This window comes from Mesorhizobium sp. A556 (assembly GCF_054489545.1).
In genome coordinates, this window is sequence record NZ_JBTMXA010000004.1 from 14,928 (window position 1) to 31,729 (window position 16,802).

At 63.5% G+C, this 16,802-nt stretch carries 15 protein-coding genes and 1 tRNA gene; 6 read left to right on the forward strand and 10 right to left on the reverse strand.

Going from position 1 to position 16,802, the window contains the following annotated elements; translation table 11 throughout:
• Nucleotides 1–12: 12 nt before the first annotated feature.
• The 4 genes from ACX3P0_RS10480 to ACX3P0_RS10495 all read right to left on the reverse strand — a co-directional run bounded on the left by ACX3P0_RS10480 (nt 13) and on the right by ACX3P0_RS10495 (nt 3,940).
• The gene (locus ACX3P0_RS10480) at nt 13–852 is read right to left on the reverse strand and encodes a hypothetical protein (protein ID WP_459088281.1); all 840 of its coding nucleotides are present in this window, start codon (nt 850–852) and stop codon (nt 13–15) included.
• A gap of 34 nt (nt 853–886) precedes the next feature.
• The gene (gene leuD / locus ACX3P0_RS10485; protein WP_459082222.1) at nt 887–1,492 is read right to left on the reverse strand and encodes a 3-isopropylmalate dehydratase small subunit; all 606 of its coding nucleotides are present in this window, start codon (nt 1,490–1,492) and stop codon (nt 887–889) included.
• Between the two features lie 119 nt (nt 1,493–1,611).
• Nucleotides 1,612–2,097, reverse strand: coding sequence for a glyoxalase superfamily protein (locus ACX3P0_RS10490; protein ID WP_459082221.1), 486 nt, complete (start codon nt 2,095–2,097; stop codon nt 1,612–1,614).
• Nucleotides 2,098–2,770: 673 nt separating this feature from the next.
• Nucleotides 2,771–3,940: an NAD(P)/FAD-dependent oxidoreductase gene (locus tag ACX3P0_RS10495; RefSeq protein ID WP_459088283.1), complete on the reverse strand. Its 1,170-nt coding sequence runs from the start codon at nt 3,938–3,940 to the stop codon at nt 2,771–2,773.
• 114 nt (nt 3,941–4,054) lie between these two features.
• Here ACX3P0_RS10495 and ACX3P0_RS10500 point away from each other — a divergent pair, with 114 nt between their 5' ends.
• Together ACX3P0_RS10500 and ACX3P0_RS10505 are read left to right on the forward strand one after the other, a co-directional pair.
• Nucleotides 4,055–4,930, forward strand: a complete 876-nt coding sequence (locus tag ACX3P0_RS10500; protein ID WP_459088285.1) for an HpcH/HpaI aldolase/citrate lyase family protein — start codon at nt 4,055–4,057, stop codon at nt 4,928–4,930.
• Between the two features lie 31 nt (nt 4,931–4,961).
• Nucleotides 4,962–5,171 (forward strand): DUF1737 domain-containing protein, encoded by a 210-nt coding sequence (locus ACX3P0_RS10505; RefSeq protein WP_459082218.1) that lies wholly within the window; start codon nt 4,962–4,964, stop codon nt 5,169–5,171.
• A gap of 55 nt (nt 5,172–5,226) precedes the next feature.
• On the opposite strand, the gene ACX3P0_RS10510 is transcribed toward ACX3P0_RS10505, so the two are convergent.
• A complete protein-coding gene (locus tag ACX3P0_RS10510) occupies nt 5,227–5,649 on the reverse strand; it encodes a metallopeptidase family protein (RefSeq protein ID WP_459088287.1) in 423 nt (140 codons plus the stop codon).
• 181 nt (nt 5,650–5,830) lie between these two features.
• On the opposite strand from ACX3P0_RS10510, the gene ACX3P0_RS10515 reads away from it, so the two are divergent.
• The 3 genes from ACX3P0_RS10515 to ACX3P0_RS10525 are packed head-to-tail and all read left to right on the forward strand — an operon-like array spanning nt 5,831 to nt 11,668.
• The gene (locus ACX3P0_RS10515; protein ID WP_459088289.1) at nt 5,831–6,850 is read left to right on the forward strand and encodes an ImuA family protein; all 1,020 of its coding nucleotides are present in this window, start codon (nt 5,831–5,833) and stop codon (nt 6,848–6,850) included.
• Nucleotides 6,792–8,306: a Y-family DNA polymerase gene (locus tag ACX3P0_RS10520; protein WP_459082215.1), complete on the forward strand. Its 1,515-nt coding sequence runs from the start codon at nt 6,792–6,794 to the stop codon at nt 8,304–8,306. Before ACX3P0_RS10515 ends, ACX3P0_RS10520 begins: the two co-directional genes overlap by 59 nt.
• A gap of 20 nt (nt 8,307–8,326) precedes the next feature.
• Nucleotides 8,327–11,668, forward strand: coding sequence for an error-prone DNA polymerase (locus ACX3P0_RS10525; RefSeq protein ID WP_459088739.1), 3,342 nt, complete (start codon nt 8,327–8,329; stop codon nt 11,666–11,668).
• A 32-nt stretch (nt 11,669–11,700) separates the two neighbouring features.
• On the opposite strand, the gene ACX3P0_RS10530 is transcribed toward ACX3P0_RS10525, so the two are convergent.
• From ACX3P0_RS10530 to ACX3P0_RS10545, 4 genes are all read right to left on the reverse strand, one after another.
• Complete coding sequence (locus ACX3P0_RS10530; protein WP_459088291.1) at nt 11,701–11,943, reverse strand: Trm112 family protein; 243 nt, start codon at nt 11,941–11,943, stop codon at nt 11,701–11,703.
• Nucleotides 11,944–12,016: 73 nt separating this feature from the next.
• On the reverse strand, nt 12,017–12,688 hold the full coding sequence (locus tag ACX3P0_RS10535) for an LON peptidase substrate-binding domain-containing protein (RefSeq protein ID WP_459088293.1): 672 nt from the start codon (nt 12,686–12,688) through the stop codon (nt 12,017–12,019).
• 129 nt (nt 12,689–12,817) lie between these two features.
• Nucleotides 12,818–13,810 (reverse strand): thioredoxin, encoded by a 993-nt coding sequence (gene trxA, locus ACX3P0_RS10540; protein ID WP_459088295.1) that lies wholly within the window; start codon nt 13,808–13,810, stop codon nt 12,818–12,820.
• A gap of 76 nt (nt 13,811–13,886) precedes the next feature.
• Entirely contained in the window at nt 13,887–14,384 is a 498-nt protein-coding gene (locus ACX3P0_RS10545; protein ID WP_459088297.1) for a prolyl-tRNA synthetase associated domain-containing protein, read from the reverse strand.
• A 223-nt stretch (nt 14,385–14,607) separates the two neighbouring features.
• Here ACX3P0_RS10545 and ACX3P0_RS10550 point away from each other — a divergent pair.
• Nucleotides 14,608–14,682 (forward strand) — tRNA-Gly (locus ACX3P0_RS10550).
• Nucleotides 14,683–15,079: 397 nt separating this feature from the next.
• Here the strand turns inward: ACX3P0_RS10550 and ACX3P0_RS10555 are convergent.
• Complete coding sequence (locus ACX3P0_RS10555) at nt 15,080–16,792, reverse strand: thiamine pyrophosphate-requiring protein (protein ID WP_459088299.1); 1,713 nt, start codon at nt 16,790–16,792, stop codon at nt 15,080–15,082.
• Nucleotides 16,793–16,802: the final 10 nt, after the last annotated feature.

Sequence of the window (16,802 nt, forward strand, 5' to 3'; positions counted from 1 at the left end):
CGCTTCTGGAATTCACTGCGGTGGCGCGAAGGCCTTTTTCATGGCGGCGCGCAGATCGGCTGGCCATGTCTTCAGCGTCGGCCAGGCGTCCGCGCCCTTTTCATTCTCTTGCGCAAAGTACAGCTTTTGAGCCCCGGCATCGATGGCCATGAAGCCGTCGCTGCCGCCGCAGGCATGCGGTACGCAGCCGCTGGCATAAATGATGCCGGAGGCGGTCTTTTCGGTGCCGCCGCCGACCAGCAGGGCCGTGGTCACGTCCGTCAAACGGTCGCCGAGCAGCTTTGTCGCCGCCGTGTAGACCGCCTCGTTATGGAAGGCGTCGATGATGTTGTCGTATTTCGACGCGTCGATGTCTTCCCAGCCCGTGCCCGGATCGGGCGTGTAGGTCAGAGTGCCGGCGAGCGCGAAACCGGCGGATGGCGACCATGTTTTTACCGGCGCGCTGCCGCCCGGCATCAGCCAGGGTACGAAATAGATCTGGTTCTCGTTCACGGCCATGACCGGCGCGCCGCAATCGTCCTCGCCGATGCTGTCGGTTTCGATGCCGCCATTCTGCGGCTTCCAGACCATGAGCTTGGCCGGTCCGCAGGCATTGCCGCCGTCGCCGACGTCGAACAGCGCCACGTCCGTGCCATCGACCTTGGCTATCCTGTCGAAATAGACGACGTAGTTATGGGCGAGTTCCTTGCCGTCGAAGGCAAGGGTTTTCTCGCCATAGTCCTCGGTCTGGGTGACGGTAAGCTGGCCGCCGGCAAAGGGGACCGGCGCCTGCTTGTCCTGCGCATGGGCGGCCGCGCCGTAAAGTGCGGCGCAGATCAGGGCTGTTGCCGAAGCCAGTGAAGAAAACCGCATCCTCGACCTCCCCTGCTGGTCAACCGGGCAAAATTCAGGCCCAGGGGCGGCTTACCACGTTCTTGGCTTCGAAGCTGGCGATGGCCGGAGCCTTCTCCATGGTCAGGCCGATATCGTCGAGGCCGTTGAGCAGGCAGTGCCGCTTGAAGTCGTCGAGATCGAATTTCACGACGCCGCCGTCCGGCCCGCGGATTTCCTTGGCCTCGAGGTCGACGGACAGGGTCGCGTTGGAGCCGCGCGAGGCGTCGTCCATCAGCTTGTCCAGATCCTCGTGGCTGACCGTGATCGGCAGGATGCCGTTCTTGAAGCAGTTGTTGTAGAAAATATCGGCGAAGGACGTGGAAATCACGCAGCTTATGCCGAAATCGAGCAGCGCCCATGGCGCGTGCTCGCGGCTTGAACCGCAGCCGAAATTATCGCCGGCGACCAGGATTTGCGCCTTGCGGTAGGCCGGCTTGTTGAGCACGAAATCCGGGTTTTCCGAACCGTCCTCGTTGTAGCGCATCTCGGCGAACAGGCCGGTGCCGAGCCCGGTGCGCTTGATCGTCTTGAGGTAATCCTTGGGGATGATCATGTCCGTGTCGATGTTGATGATCGGCAACGGAGCGGCGACGCCGGTGAGCTTGGTGAATTTATCCATGGCTTTGCCCGTCTTTTCGGTTATGGCGGATTGCTGGTGCCCGGTTTACACAAGGTCGCGGCCAAATAAAAGGCGGCAAGATCGCCTGAACGAGCCTGCCGCCTTTTCCGCCGATCAGTTCACGCCCTCGCCAGCGCCATCACGCCGGTTTCCGTGCCGGTCAGCCGGCGCGAGCGGCCATCAGTGCCGACCACCATCTGCACGCGCCGCCGCTCGGCGGAAAACAGCTGCGAGGTCGCCGCGTTGACCGGCGGATCGAAGGCGATGGTGACGCGCCACAAATCCGGCTTGATCGTCTCTTCCAGGCCGATGACGCGGCCCTGCGCATCGCGGCCGTTGAAGGTGCCGGCAACCGCCTCGCCGACGCCAAACGGCGCGCCGTTGGCGGTTGGCGCCAGGGACACAGGCTTGGTGTCCTCGACCGGTTGCGCGGCAAGCGTGTTCCAGTCGCGGACGCCGTTCTGGCGGGCCACCAGTTCCAGCGCCTTGGCGTGGCTGATGGCGATGCCGTCTTCGGCAAGCGCCGTCCGCAACCTTTTGGCACTGGCCTTGTAGGCGTTGGGGCCGGGGGTTTTATCCTTGAAAGTCGTGTGACCGATGGTCATGGCTTCGCTCCTTGCGATTTGACGAACGGCTTTTATCGAACGGGTGCCCGCATTGCCGTTTCGGCCGTCGCATCGACAGGAAACGAACTTTTCAAGGGAAGCTTCACCAGATCTTGCGACCGCGGGTGGCAGGGGCTTCCCGCCCTTGACGAGGGCTCAGATAGGGGTGGGCACAGGCAAGGTCAATAGGCAAGCTTCCCGCGAAATCCTCACCCCATCGCTTGTGCTCCGGCACAGGCTTCCGGGATGACGGAACTGGGGGAGCGCTCCGTCCAACACCCCTCGAAAATAAACATATCCACACCCTCCCCGCCTTCCCGCATAATCCCTCGCAGTTTCTCCCATGGGAACACCGGTCGCGACGGTGAACGTGTGGGGAGAAACCGGCGCCTCCGGCGGCAGGAAACGTGCCTGCCACCCGGGGAGGTTTCGTCCAGAGGGTCACCCGCGGGTACTATGGCCCGTGCGTGCTGGAGCGAGCACACAAACCGAAAGGCGCAAATGCCGGACGGTGTAGCGGATCGGACGGAAACGGAAAACGCCGGCGTGACGCGAGGTTCGCGCCATGTATCAAATTATCGAAGGCACGGCCTCGCGTCGCCCTTCCCACCGATTGCTCAATGGCCAGACGCGAAAAGCGGGCGTGGCAAGGGAGGGGCTCGCCGGGATGAAATCAAATCACGTTCAATTCGCGAAAAGCGCGGCCCGCAGCGATGCGCGCATAGCCGAAGGCGGAGCAGTCGACGGTTCGGTAGCCGCCATGGACGATGAATTCGGCCAGCGCCTTGCCCACCGCCGGCGCCTGTTGCAGGCCGTGGCCGGAAAAGCCGTTGGCGAAGATGAAGTTTTCCACCTCCGGGTGCGGGCCGATCACCGCGTTCTGGTCGAGCGCATTATAGTCATAATGGCCGGCCCAGGCGCGCGTCATCTTGATCGCCTCGAAGGCGGGAATGCGGGTGGCCAGCACCGGCCAGATCGTCTCTTCGAACAGGCCCCATTCGGGCTCGAAATCGACTGGATCGGCGGCGGCTTCGTTTTCCCCGTGCTCGGCGCCGCCGGTCAGATAAACCGATCCTTCCGGGCGGACATAGACGCCGCTCGGATCGACCAGCAGCGGCATGTCGGCATATTTCTCGCGCGCTTCAAATACGAATACGGTGCGCTTGCGCGGCTCGACCGGCAGCGCCAGCCCGGCCATTCCAGCTACTTTGCCGGCGTTGGGACCGGCGGCGTTGACGACGATGCCGGCATCGAGCCTTTCGCCATTGTCGAGCGTTACCCCGGTAACGCGGTCACCGTCGCGGGAAATGCCGGTGACGGAGGCGGCGACGAAGTCGACATTTTTCTGGCGCAGCGCCTTTCGGAATACTCCCAGCATGGCATGCGCGTCGAACCAGCCCTCGCCCGAGCGGCCATAGGCCCCTGCGGAAATGTCTTCGGTGGAAAGCCATGGGAACCGGCTGGCCAGCATCGCGGCGTCCTCCAGCACGATGTCGGTTCCCTCGGCCAACTGCACGGCGTGGTTGGCCTTGAGGATCGGCAGGCCATCATCGCTGGCCAGGATCAGGTAGCCGCCCTCGCGAAAGCCGATGTCGGCTTCGGGGCCGAATTCGTCCTTCAGCCCGCGGAACAGGCCGAGCGTGAACTGCGACAGGCGGATGTTTTCCGGGATCGAGAATTGCTGGCGGATCGAGGCCATGGAGAGCGTCGTCGCCGAATGGGTGAATTGCGGATCGCGCTCGACCAGCGCGATGGTGCCGGCAAAGCCTTCCTTGCGCAGGTAGTAGGCGAGCGACGAGCCGACGATCGCCCCGCCGATGATCACGATATCGTAGTGCGCCATGCAGAAATTCCCGGAACCGTTGCGTGCTTTCCAATAGCACGCGCGCAGGAAACAGCTTTCGCCACGTTGTCGCAAGTCCTTGCAAGGGCCAGCTTTGCCGGGCAAGAAGACCAGATGAAAGAACCGTCCTACCGCCCGCGCCGCTCGGTGCTCTATGTGCCCGCCGCCAATGACAAGGCGCTGGCCAAGATTGGCTCGCTCGCCTGCGACGTCGTCGTCATCGACCTGGAGGATTCCGTCGCGCCCGGCGAAAAAGGCGCGGCGCGCGAAAAGCTGAAAGGCATTCTCGCCGGGAAGCGGCGTTGCGAGATGGTGGTGCGCATCAATGCGCTGTCCAGCGAATGGGGCATGGACGATCTCCTGGTGGCGGCAAGCTGCGAGCCGGACGGCATTTTGCTGCCGAAGGTCGACACGGCCCGCGATGTGCTGGAAGCCGGCGATGCGCTGGACGATGCCTTTGCGCCGGACGAGGTGAAACTGTGGGCGATGATCGAAACGCCGAAGGCGATGCTCAATATCGGCGCGATCGCCGAACTTGGCCGCGACCCGGCCTCGCGGCTTGATTGTTTCGTGGCCGGAACGAACGACCTGGCCAAGGAAACCGGCGTTTTGGCGACACCCGACCGGCGCTATCTGGTGCCATGGCTGATGCAGATGGTGCTGGCGGCGCGGGCCGGCGGGATCGACCTTCTGGACGGCGTCTTCAACGATTTCCGCGATGTGGACGGCTTTGCCCGCGAATGTGGGGAGGCGGCAAGCATGGGCTTCGATGGCAAGACGCTGATCCATCCGTCGCAGGTCGAGCCGGCCAACGCGGCGTTTTCACCTTCGCAGCAAGCCATTGCCGAAGCACGGGCCATCCACGACGCTTTCGCGCTGGCCGGGAACACGCAAAAAGGCGTGATCGGATTGAACGGGAAAATGGTCGAGCGCCTGCATCTGGCGCAGGCTGAAAAACTGCTGGCAAAGGCGACCGCCATCGGGGCATGATCGCCACACCTCTCATCGCAGGGATAGACCAATGCGCCTCTATCGTTTTCTCACCGCCATCGACGACGCCTCCTTCTGCCACAAGGTGACGGCGGCGCTGAACAAGGGCTGGCACCTCTACGGTTCGCCGACCTACGCCTATGACAAAAAGGAAAAGATCATGCGCTGCGGCCAGGCCGTGGTGAAGGACGTCGACGGCCAGGAATACGAGGCCGGCAAGACCAAGCTCAGCGATTGGTAGGGTTGGGCGACGGGTCGTTTAAACGGCGGCGTTGGGCGGCATGCCGGGGAAAAAATTACTCGGCCTCTTCCTCGAGCTTTTCCATGTCGTCGTCCGACAGGCCGAAATGGTGGCCGATCTCGTGGATGAGCACATGGGTGACGATGTCGCCCAACGTCTCCTCGTTTTCGGACCAGTAGTCCAGCATCGCCCGGCGGTAGAGCGTGACACGGTTCGGGCCTTCGCCGGTCTGCGGGTTCCAGCGTTCGGCGATGCCGCGCCCCTCGAACAGGCCAAGCAGGTCGAAGGGTGTTTCCAGCGACAGATCGTCCATGATCTCGTCGGTCGGGAATTCGGCGACTTGGATGATGATCTCGCCGGTCAGCTTGCGGAACTCCTCAGGCAGATGCGCATAGACCTCCATGGCCAGGAACTCCATCTCCTCCAGCGAGGGCGAAAGCTCGTCGTGCCAGGTGCGGGTCTTGTAGATGCGGGCCATGCGGTTTCCTTTGTCGCCCGCATATAGGCTTTTGCGCCGGAATCGGCAAATGACGGCGGCTTGATGAACCCGCCCTCAGGCAAGAGGAATAAATTCTTTTGCGACTCCGATTGACTCTCAGAGTAGCCTCTGGAATCTATAAGAACATAACAGGAACAATTTTGCTGGAAGCTGAACCGTCATGGCGAAGGATGCCGCGGCGCGGGAAACTGTTTTTGCCCTGCGTCGCCAGATCGCGAAGATCGAAGGATCGTTGCCGGAGCCCTTGCGGGCGCCCGCCGATGCGGATGACGCGGCGGTCCGGCGCTACGGCGTTGGAGCCGGCAATGCGGCCTTGCCTACCGGCGTCGAGCGGCTCGACGCCGCCCTAGGCGGTGGCCTGCCGAGAGCGGCGCTGATCGAGATTCACGGCACGGAAACGCGCGACGCGGGCGCTGTCGCCGGCTTCATGCTGGCCCTGGTCAGCCTTATCCTCAAGCGGCAGGCAGATCTTGGAGCGCCGGTCCTGTGGATCGGCACGACCGGAATGTTTGGCGAAACCGGCTTTCCCCATGCCAGGGGGCTTCAGGCCATGTTCGGCATCGAGCCCGAAACCCTGCTCTTTTGCGAGGCGAAAAAACTCACTGACGCCTTGTGGATCGCCGAGGAGGCGGCGCGGCTGGCAGCCCCTGCCGCCGTGGTGCTGGAGGTTCACGGCAATCCGCAACGGCTCGACCTGACCGCGACGCGGCGGCTGCATGCAAGGGCGCAACAGACCGGCCGGCCGCTGTTCCTGCTGCGGCATGCGGCCGAGGCCGAGCCGACGGCGGCCCCCATGCGCCTCCTGGTGGCGCCGGCCGCGTCGGCGCTGCGCGAAACGATCGGCGCTCCGCTCGCGGGCTCTATCGGCCGGCCCGCCTTCACCGTCGCCATCGGCAAGAGCCGCACCGCCTTGCCCGGACAATTCATACTGGAGTGGAACCCCGATGAACGCATTTTCGAGGAACGAAGAGACGAGGAAAAGCGGTCAGCGGATTCTCAGCCTGTGGTTTCCCTATCTCGCCACGGAACGGATCCTGCGGCAGCGCCTGGGACGGTGCTGGCGTTCAGACAAGACACCGGAGGGCCAGCCGACGAATGGGAGGCCGGCCAGCCGGCCGCTGGTGGTCCGCCATCTCGACCGCAACGCCCAGCGCATCGCCGCGCTCGACAGGCAGGCTGAAGCGCTCGGCCTGAAGCGCGGCATGGGCGTTGCCGATGCGCGCGCCATGCATCCGGCAATCGACATCGTCGAGGCCGATCCGCCGGCCGACCGTCGCCTGCTCGAGGGGCTGGCCGACTGGTGCGACCGCTACACGCCGCTGGTGGCGATGGACGGGGCGGACGGGCTGTTCCTCGACATTACCGGCTGCGCGCATCTTTTCGGCGGCGAGAAGGCGATGCTGGAGGGCATGCTGGCGCGGTTTCTTCAACAGGGCTTTGATGCCCGCGCTGGCATCGCCTCGACAGTCGGCGCGGCGTGGGCGGCTTCGCGCTTTTCCAGCCGCCGCATCGTTGCCGCCGGCGAAGAGGAAAATCTGCTTGCCCCGCTGCCGCTTGTCGCGCTGCGCATCGAGCCCGGCGTGCGCGAAAGCCTGGAAAGCGTCGGCCTGCGCCGGGTAGGAAGCGTCATGGAAACGCCGCGTGGGCCGCTTGCCCGCCGGTTCGGTGCGGCATTGCTTTGTCGCCTCGATCAGGCGCTTGGCCGGTTGGACGAGGCGGTGTCGCCGCGCCTGCCGGCAGCGCCGCTTTCGGTCGAGCGGCATCTGGCTGAGCCGGTGACGCAGGTCGAAGACATCGAGCACCTGACCAAAAGCCTGGCGCAGGCGCTGAAATCGGACCTCGAACGCCGCGGCGAAGGTGCCCGCTCGCTCGGGCTCATGCTGTTTCGCGTCGACGGTGCGGTCAGCCGCATTGCTGTCGGCACCTCGCGGCCCTTGCGCGACCCGGTGCTGATCCAGAAACTGTTCCATGAACGGCTTGCCGCCGCCGGCCAGGATTTCGACGCCGGCTACGGCTTCGATCTGGTCCGCCTCTCGGTCCTTTCCACCGCTGCCTTTTCCATGCAGCAGGCCGATCTGGCCGGGCAGGCAACCGACGAGAGCGCCAGCCTGGAACTTTTCGTCGACCGTGTCCGCGCGCGGCTGGGCGACAGTGCGGTGTTGAAGCCTATATGCGTGGAAAGCCACCTGCCGGAACGCGCCATTGCCTTGGTGCCATTTGCGCAGGCGCTGGGAAAGAAGCCGAAAAACCTCGCACCGCCGGACGTCCAATACGAACGGCCCATCCGTCTCTTCCGCTCGCCCGAGCCGGTCGATGTGCCGGCGACCGAACTGCCGGAAGGGCCGCCTTTGCATTTCCGCTGGCGGCGCGCCTCGTACCGGGTCACGCGGGCCGAAGGACCGGAACGCATCGCGCCGGAATGGTGGCGAGAGCGCATCACTACATTTGAAGTGAAGGAAGGCGAGGATCCCGAGGAGGTCAAAAAACAAGCCATCATAATGGAAACCGCACGTCAGACGCGCGACTATTTCCGTATCGAAGACGCCGAGGGCCGCCGCTACTGGCTTTTTCGCCAGGGCCTTTACGGGGCTGCAAAAACGCCGCCGCGCTGGTTCATGCACGGCATCTTCGCATGACCGCGAGGCCGCCACGCACCATGCCGGCCGAGCCGCGTTACATCGAGTTCGGTGTGCAGTCGAATTTTTCCTTTCTGCGCGGCGCATCCCGGCCGGAGGAGTTGGTCGTTGCAGCCTGCCGGCTCGGCCATGCCGGCATGGGGCTTGCCGACCGCAACAGCGTGGCCGGCGTGGTGCGCGCCTGGAGCCAGTCGAAGCAGGCCAAACTGACGCCGGACGCCGAGCCGATGACGCTCCCCTATCATCCGGGCTGTCGCCTGGTTTTCCGCGACGGCACGCCGGACATCCTCGCCTACCCGCAGGACCGCAAGGGCTGGGGGAACCTGTGCCGGATGCTGACGCAGGCCAATCTGCGCGACGAGACGGAGAAAGGTGCGACCCTGCTTGACCGCGCCGATTTGTTCGAATGGGGAGACCTTCTATCGCTGGCGATGCTGCCGGACTTGTCGCCCCGCGCAAAAAGCCAGATGGAAATCCTGCGTTCGCTCAAGGATCGGTTCGGCAAGGCCCTGCGGCTTGCCGTGGCGCCCGCCTATCGCGGCGACGACCGTTTTCGAATCGAGCAGGCGGCGGCGATGGCCGAGGCGCTCGGCCTGCCCTTGATGGCGACCAACGACGTTCTCTATCACGCGGCCGAGCGCCGGCGGCTCCAGGACGTGCTGACGGCGATCCGCCTCAACGTGCCCGTCGCCGAGGCCGGACTGGAACTCGCCGCCAATGCCGAGCGCCACCTGAAGCCGCCGGCCGAGATGGCGCGGCTTTTCCGCCGCCACCCACAGGCGCTGACTGAAACGCAGCGCTTTGCAGCGGAGCTTGGTTTTTCGCTGGGTGATCTTCAGTACAACTACCCAGACGAGCCGACCCGCGATGGCGCGACCCCGCAACAGGAACTGGCACGACTGGCGCTGGAGGGTGCCGCGGAGCGATACCCCGACGGGGTGCCGGCATCGGTATCGCAACATATCCGGGAAGAACTCTCGCTCATCGAGCGGATGGGCTATGCGCGCTATTTCCTGACTGTCCACGACATCGTCCGGTTTGCGCGCAGCCGGGGCATTCTTTGCCAGGGTAGAGGCTCTGCCGCCAATTCCGTTGTCTGTTTCTGCATCGGTGTCACGCCTGTCGGACCGGACATGATCGATACGCTGTTCGAGCGCTTCATCTCGGAGGAACGCAACGAGCCGCCGGACATCGATGTGGACTTCGAGCATGAGCGGCGTGAAGAGGTCATGCAGTATATCTACACGAAATACAGCACCAAGCGCACGGCGCTCGCCGCCGCGGTCACAAGCTATCGCGGCCGTTCCGCACTCCGCGAAGTCGCCAAGGCGCTTGGCCTGTCGGACGACGTAAGGAACGGGCTATCCGGTTCCATATGGGGCTGGTGGTCGTCGAAGCTGGGTGAAAAGGAGGCGCAAGCCGGAGGCCTGGACAAGGCCGATCCCCTGACGAGACAGGTGATAGACCTTTCCAACGAGATCATGGGATTCCCGCGCCACCTGACCCAGCATGTCGGCGGCTTCGTCATCACCAAGGATCGCCTCGATAAGATCGTGCCTATCGTCAAGACAGCGATGGACGAGCGCAAGATGGTGGAGTGGGACAAGGACGATCTCGACGCCGTTGGCCTGCTCAAGGTCGACGTGCTGGCGCTTGGCATGCTGTCCTGCATCCGCCGCGCCTTCGATCTGCTGGAAGAACATTACGAGGAGCATGACGAACACGGCCGCCCGCTTGAACTCGCCACTCTCCCGCCGGAAGACGCCCGCGTCTACGATATGATCTGCCGGGCCGACACGCTTGGCGTCTTCCAGATCGAATCGCGCGCGCAAATGTCGATGCTGCCGCGCCTCAAACCGCGAGAATTCTATGACCTCGTTATCGAGGTGGCGATCGTGCGGCCCGGCCCGATCCAGGGCGACATGGTGCATCCCTATCTGCGGCGTCGAATGAAACTGGAGGAAGTCCACTATCCGAACCCGATGCTCCACAAGATACTTCATAAGACACTCGGCATCCCCCTGTTTCAGGAACAGGCCATGAAGATCGCCATCGAGGCCGCCGGTTTCCCGCCCGGCAAAGCTGATCAGTTACGCCGTTCGATGGCGACCTTCCGGCGCAATGGCACGATTGACGGTCACCGGCAGGATTTCATCGAGGGCATGGTCAAGAACGACTATCCGCGTGACTTCGCCGAACGCTGCTTCCGGCAGATCGAGGGTTTTGGCGATTACGGCTTTCCCGAAAGCCATGCGGCATCCTTCGCGCTGCTGGTCTATGCTTCCTGCTGGTTCAAGACGTTTTATCCCGACGTCTTTTGCGCCGCGATCCTGAACTCCCAGCCGATGGGCTTTTATGCGCCGGCCCAACTGGTGCGCGACGCGCTCGACCACGGCATCGAGATACGCGATGTCGACGTGAATCTTTCCGATTGGGACTGCGCGCTGGAAAAATCGCCCTTCGACCCGAACCGGGTGATTGCGCACCATGCCCAAATGCGCGGTGTGATCAGAAGCAGCAACGCCGTCCGGCTCGGCTTTCGCCAGATCAAGGGACTGTCGAAGGAGCACATGGCGACATTCGTGGAGCGGCGTGGAGGCGGCTACGCATCGGTGCGCGACGTCTGGCTGCGCTCCGGCCTCGATGTCGGCGAGATCGAGAAGCTGGCAGAGGCCGACGCTTTCCGCTCGCGCGGCATCGACCGTCGCGAAGCCTTGTGGGCGGTGCGAGCGCTTGACGGCAAGAGCGCCGCCGAAAAACTGCCGCTGTTCGACCGGCCCGGCATTTTGTTGCGCGAGATGGAGCCGGAGGCGGCGCTACCCAAAATGCCGCTGGGCGAGCATGTCATTCACGATTACCGCTCGCTCGGCCTGTCGCTCAAGGCGCACCCGGTCGGGTTTTTGCGCGAAAAACTCGACCGTTGCGGCATCACGCCGAATACCCTGCTGCCCACGGTGAAGGACGGAAGGCGCGTGCGCGTTGCCGGCCTCGTGCTGGTGCGGCAGCGACCCGGCAAGGGCAACGCCATTTTTCTCACGCTGGAGGACGACAAGGCGGTCGCCAATATCATCATGTGGCCGCGCGTGTTCGATCGGTTCCGGGCGGTGGTCATGGGCGCGAAATTCATCTGCGTGAGTGGCAAGCTGCAATCGGAATCGGGCGTCGTGCATATCGTTGCCGACAGAATAGAGGATTTTACGCCCTGGCTTGCCGTGCTTCAGGAGGAGGCCTGTCCGCCCGCTGCAAGGCGCGCCCCAAGCGGTCCCGATGCGTCAACCCGCAAAACCGCAAGCGCGCCGCAACCCGCTATACTGGCGAAGGAGACGCAAAAAGTCATGCCCAGGGGCCGCAATTTTCAATGAGGATTGCTGCCGGCACGCACAGGTTTCGAGCGCTATCGGGTAGCCGTGCCCTTGCGTGGCGGCGGCATGTCCTCGACCGTCAGCGTCCGGGCCTCCGACGGCAACATGATCGGGATGCCGTCGCGTACCGGGTAGGCAAGCCTGGCCAGCCGCGACACCAGTTCGCCGCGCTCCGCATCCCACGCAAGCGGCCCCTTGGTCAGCGGGCAGGCCAGCAATTCCAGCAGTTTGGGATCGACCGTCGCCTTGTTGCCGCCTCGTCCATGCGCCGCCATCGCCTTACATCCTCTTGCAAGTCCCGGAGCGCCGCGCGGCCGACCGCGCATCAGCCCGATGCGTTGACCTGCATCATTGCAGGCTCGATCCGAAATCCTCGTTGTCGCGCACCATCGACATTTCGGTGATGGCTATCAGCGTTTCCGCCCGCATCTTCAGGTCGGGCGCCTCGAGCAGCGCCTGTTTTTCCGCCGGCCCATATGGCGCCATCATGGAAAGCGCGTTGACCAGGACACCGTTTTCGGCGCGGCTCACGCCTTCCCAGTCCGCTTCCAGTTCATTCGCCTTGAGGTACGCGCGAAAGGCCTTGAGCAAAGCCGGCCGGTCGACGTCGGCGCCGGCCTGTTCCTCGTCGAGATCGCCCAGGAACGGCACGATCCGGCATTGCCGGTACGGCGTCTTGACCTCCAGCTCCTGCCCGATCCGAAACCGGCATATGCCCTGCAGCGAAATCAGGTAGCGGCCGTCGCCGCTTTCGGCAAAGGAAATGACCCGGCCCATGCAGCCGACCGCGCAAAGCTGCGGCTCGCCGTCGGCGCGCAGCGATCCGTCCAGGCTGGGCTGGATGATGCCGATGACACGCGCGCCGGCAATCGCCTCGTCCAGCATCTGCAGATAGCGCGGTTCGAAAATGTTGAGCGGCATGCGGCCGCCGGGCAGCAGCAGCGCCGCGGTAAGCGGAAATACCGGCAATACGGACGGCAGGTCCACATTCCGGCGATAATGCGCGTTTCCCGCCTGCATCGATCTACTCCGGCGCTGCGTGTCGCTTCACCTACCGCCGTCCTGCCAAAGGCCGGCCGCGTGGAAGAAGCCAGTATGCACCATCTGGCGCGTCAACGGAAAGGAACAAGGCTTAATCGGCAAAAAAGCTCAGGAAAACAGCAGCGCCGACAGCTTGCGGCGCGCCGCCAGCGTCGCCTCGTCGGTCATGCCCCATGCCTCGAAGAACTGCAGCAGTTGGGACCGCGCACCATCGTCCTTCCAGGTACGGTCGGCCTTGACGATCGCCAGCAGATTGTCGGCAGCTTCCATGCGCTGGCCGCCCGCGCTCTGGATCATGGCGAGATCGAAGCGCGCCTGATGATCCTTCGGGTTCGCCGCAAGTCTTTGTTCGAATTCCCGCGGGTCGCCGAGGCTTGCGGCCTCGGCCGCCAGCGCCATTTTCGCGCGCAACGCAACGAGCAACGGCGTTTCCTTCGCCCCTTCGGGAACCTGCTTCAGCAAGTCTTCGGCTCCCTCGACATCGCCCGCATCGAACAGCAGGCCGGCCAGCCCGACAATCGCATCGACCGTTTCCGGAGCCTGTTCCAGCACGGCGTGATAGATGTCGGCGGCCGTCTGGGCATCGCCGGCCTCGCGCGCCTCGCCCGCTGCCGCCAGCGCTTCCGCGATTTGCGCCTGGCCGTCGCCCTTGCCGGCGACCTTGTCGATGAAGGCGCTAATCTGGCTTTCCGGTACGGCGCCCATGAAACCGTCGAGCGGCTGGCCGTCCTTGAAGGCGATGACGGCCGGAATCGACTGGATGCCAAGTTGCCCGGCAATGGAGGGATGGTCGTCTATGTTCATCTTGACCAGCTTGACTCGCCCGCCCGCATCCCGGACGGCTTTTTCAAGCACCGGTGTCAGTTGCTTGCAGGGGCCGCACCAGGGCGCCCAGAAATCGACCAGCACCGGCTGCTTGCGCGATTCCTGGACGACGTCGGCGGCAAAGCCTGCCGTCGTCGTGTCCTTGATGAGGTCGGCGGGAGCCTGGTCGCCCTGCGGCAGCGCTGCAGGCGGCGTAGGCTCACCAGCCGCGTTTCCATACTGGATGCTGGTCGAATATTGGCCGCTCATGCCGCCGAACGGGTTCTGGTCGCTCATGTCGTTTTCCTTCCGGTCGCGCGTAGTCTGGCGGTGACCTGTTCATGCCGCCCGCTATTTGTCCACCATGTGGCGATCAGGCCGAGACTTTCAAGATCAGCGGCTCATGCCCGGTTGCCTCGACGAAGGCAAGCAGATCCGCGGCGGAAATCGAGGTCGTGGCCTCGTTGGTAAGGGGATGGGCGTTGATGGTATCGTGCGCCATCAGGTCGGCGTCGAGAACGAGCGTGACTTGATGGGCGGCGTCGTTGATCAGACCGAAAACCGTGACCGAACCGGGCACGACACCCAAGAATTCCATCAGCTTTTCCGGCTTGCCGAAGGAGACACGGCTGGATGCGCCGATCAGAAGATGGATCTGCTTGAGGTCGACTACCGCGTCCTCTTCGACGGTGACGAGAAAGAACTGGTCTTTCTTGTCCTTCAGGAACAGGTTCTTGGTATGGCCGCCGGGGATTTCGCCGCGCAGCGCTTGCGAATCCGCCACGGTGAACAGAGGCAGATGCCGCCTTGTCGTGACATTCAAGCCCCGGTCGGCAAGAAAGCTGAAAAGTTCCGTTTCGGTTTTGGGCATAGGGCACCGGCGTTCATGCTGCAGACCTGCCGTTTATGACCGAACCGGGGGCAAGACAAGGGCGCAGCCATTGGCTGGCCGATTCCAGCCAACCGATTCCGGCGCTTGGCCGGATCGTCGCAATCCGCACAATCCGCGATGTACGTTTCCATCGCGATTTCCCTGTTGCAATCGCGATGCGCTTCAGCCATATAGGCGCGGCTTGCGGCCCGGTGCCGTACGAGCGGGTGTAGCTCAGGGGTAGAGCACAACCTTGCCAAGGTTGGGGTCGAGCGTTCGAATCGCTTCACCCGCTCCAATTTCCTTCGGGAGATCAAGCATCGAAAAGCCGCGGTTCTCCGCGGCTTTTTCGCTTTTTGGGGTGGTTGACGTTGCTGCCGCCCAAAGCCCCTCAAATGGGCGCGGTTACACGCGGGTTACCAGTTCGCCAATTCGACGCAGTGTGAAATCGCGACGTCAATGGAGTGGGCGGCAGGGTGGCGGCATATATGGGAATACGCCTTCGTTTCGTATCGGCCCCTTGGGTCAGGTTCTTAGAACGAAATCACTCTACAAAAGATGGCGCAACCTCGGCGTATCCGAAGCCACCGGTCATTCAGATCGGTCCCGTGGTCACGAGTGTCAAATAGCGGGGCGCTTCTACCGAGAGCCTGACATTCTTCTGAGCCCGGATCCAGGATCCGGGCTCATTGCGCTCAGTCGGTGACTTTGGCGTTGATGACGACCTGCGATCCGGCGCGAACCAGTTCCAGGCCGCGTCGAATAGCGCTCTCGGCCTCTTCGATCGTCGATGCGACGATGCCCGTGCCCCCAGCCGCCTCGACGATTTTCTCAAGGTCCAAAGGCGCTTCGAAGCGGCCTTCCGGATAACCCGCGCGGGCTGCGTGGCCGTCGGGGTGCATCATCGCGGTCGAGCGGGCCACCGCGCGCCAGCCACCATTGTTGAAGATCACGGTAAGGAAAGGCGCCTTGTTGGCGCTGGCGCCCCAGTGAACGGCGGATGGAGAGCCGAAAATATAACACCCGTCGCCCTGCAGGCACACGACATCCGCCTCAGGCCGGGCGAGCTTCGCACCCAGCGCCGCAGAAAGCCCCATGCCCAGCCCGCTTCCTGCTTCGCCCATCAGGCGATCGGGTACGTTCTTGGTCAATTGGCGCAGGATGCGGGTGTCGTTGGTCACCGTCTCGTTGATGACAAGCGCCTCGTCACCGCAGACGTCCGCTACGATGCGCGCCAGCCGCGCAACCGTCAGTTTGTCGCCCTGAGCTTCCTTTTTCCAAGCCGCGCGGTTTGAGTCGTGGCGCGCCACCAGTGCGGCCATTCTGTCCTGGAAGGCCGCCTCGTTTGCGATCGGCACATCCTTGCCATGTCGGGTCAACGCCTGAAGCGTGGCACGCGTGTTGCACTGGATGAATTCATGGCCATGCAGCGTACGCATCGGCATCCGCGTTTCAGCGGGGTCCTCGCCGAGCCAGATGACGCGGGCATCCTCGCGCGGCTTCTCAAGTGTCGGTATCCACGGAACCGGGCAATCGGCCGCTATGATCAGGTCTGCATTCTGCAAAAGATCGATCTTGGCATCGGTATAGTAGCCTTGGTGCAGGCTGTGGTCGGCGGGCATATTGGTATAAAAGGGCCGTATCTCGACGACAGGGACGCCAAAGGTCTCGGCGAATTCAACCAGCGCCGCCACGGCACCCTCTTCGGCGCCAAGCGATGTCGTCAGCAATAGAGGCGCCTTGGCCGAGCGCAACGCGCCGACAAGGGCCTCCACGGTTTCGGGCGCGGGTATGGTTGCTGAAAGCGCCGGCATCGGCGGCAGCTTTACCTCGTCGCTGACGGGTTCCTCGAGGGGCTCTCGGCTCGCCGTCATGTAGACTGCGCCGCGCGGCCGCGAATTTGCCAATTGCAAGCCACGCGCGACGGCGGCCGGAAACACCTGGCCGCTGCGCACCTCGTATTCCCACTTCACATATTGCCGGACGCTGCCGCGCTGGTCGTAGACATCCTGCATCCAATGGACATAGTGGTCGCGCCCGCCAAAGCGCTCACCCATTTCCGACCACGGTGAAAGGCCGGCAAATATGAAGACGGGCAGGCGGTTGCGGGCCGAATTGTGCAAGCCGGCACCAAGGTTGAGCGTGCCGACATCGACATGGGCAATGACAGCCTGCCCGCGCCCCGAAAAATGCGCATAGCCGAGTGCCCCGTTGAGGGCGACGGACTCATGCTGGCAAAGCACCAGACGCGGGATTTCGGGAAGGTCCGGCGTGGCGGCGTGTTTCGACCAGCTTTCGATCAGTCCGGCATGATCGGTGCCGAAAACAGAAAATGCGACATCGACGCCACCGGCACGCAACGCCTCGAGAAACGCATCGCTAGCGGTGCGTGTGACTGAAGTCGACATGAATACCTCC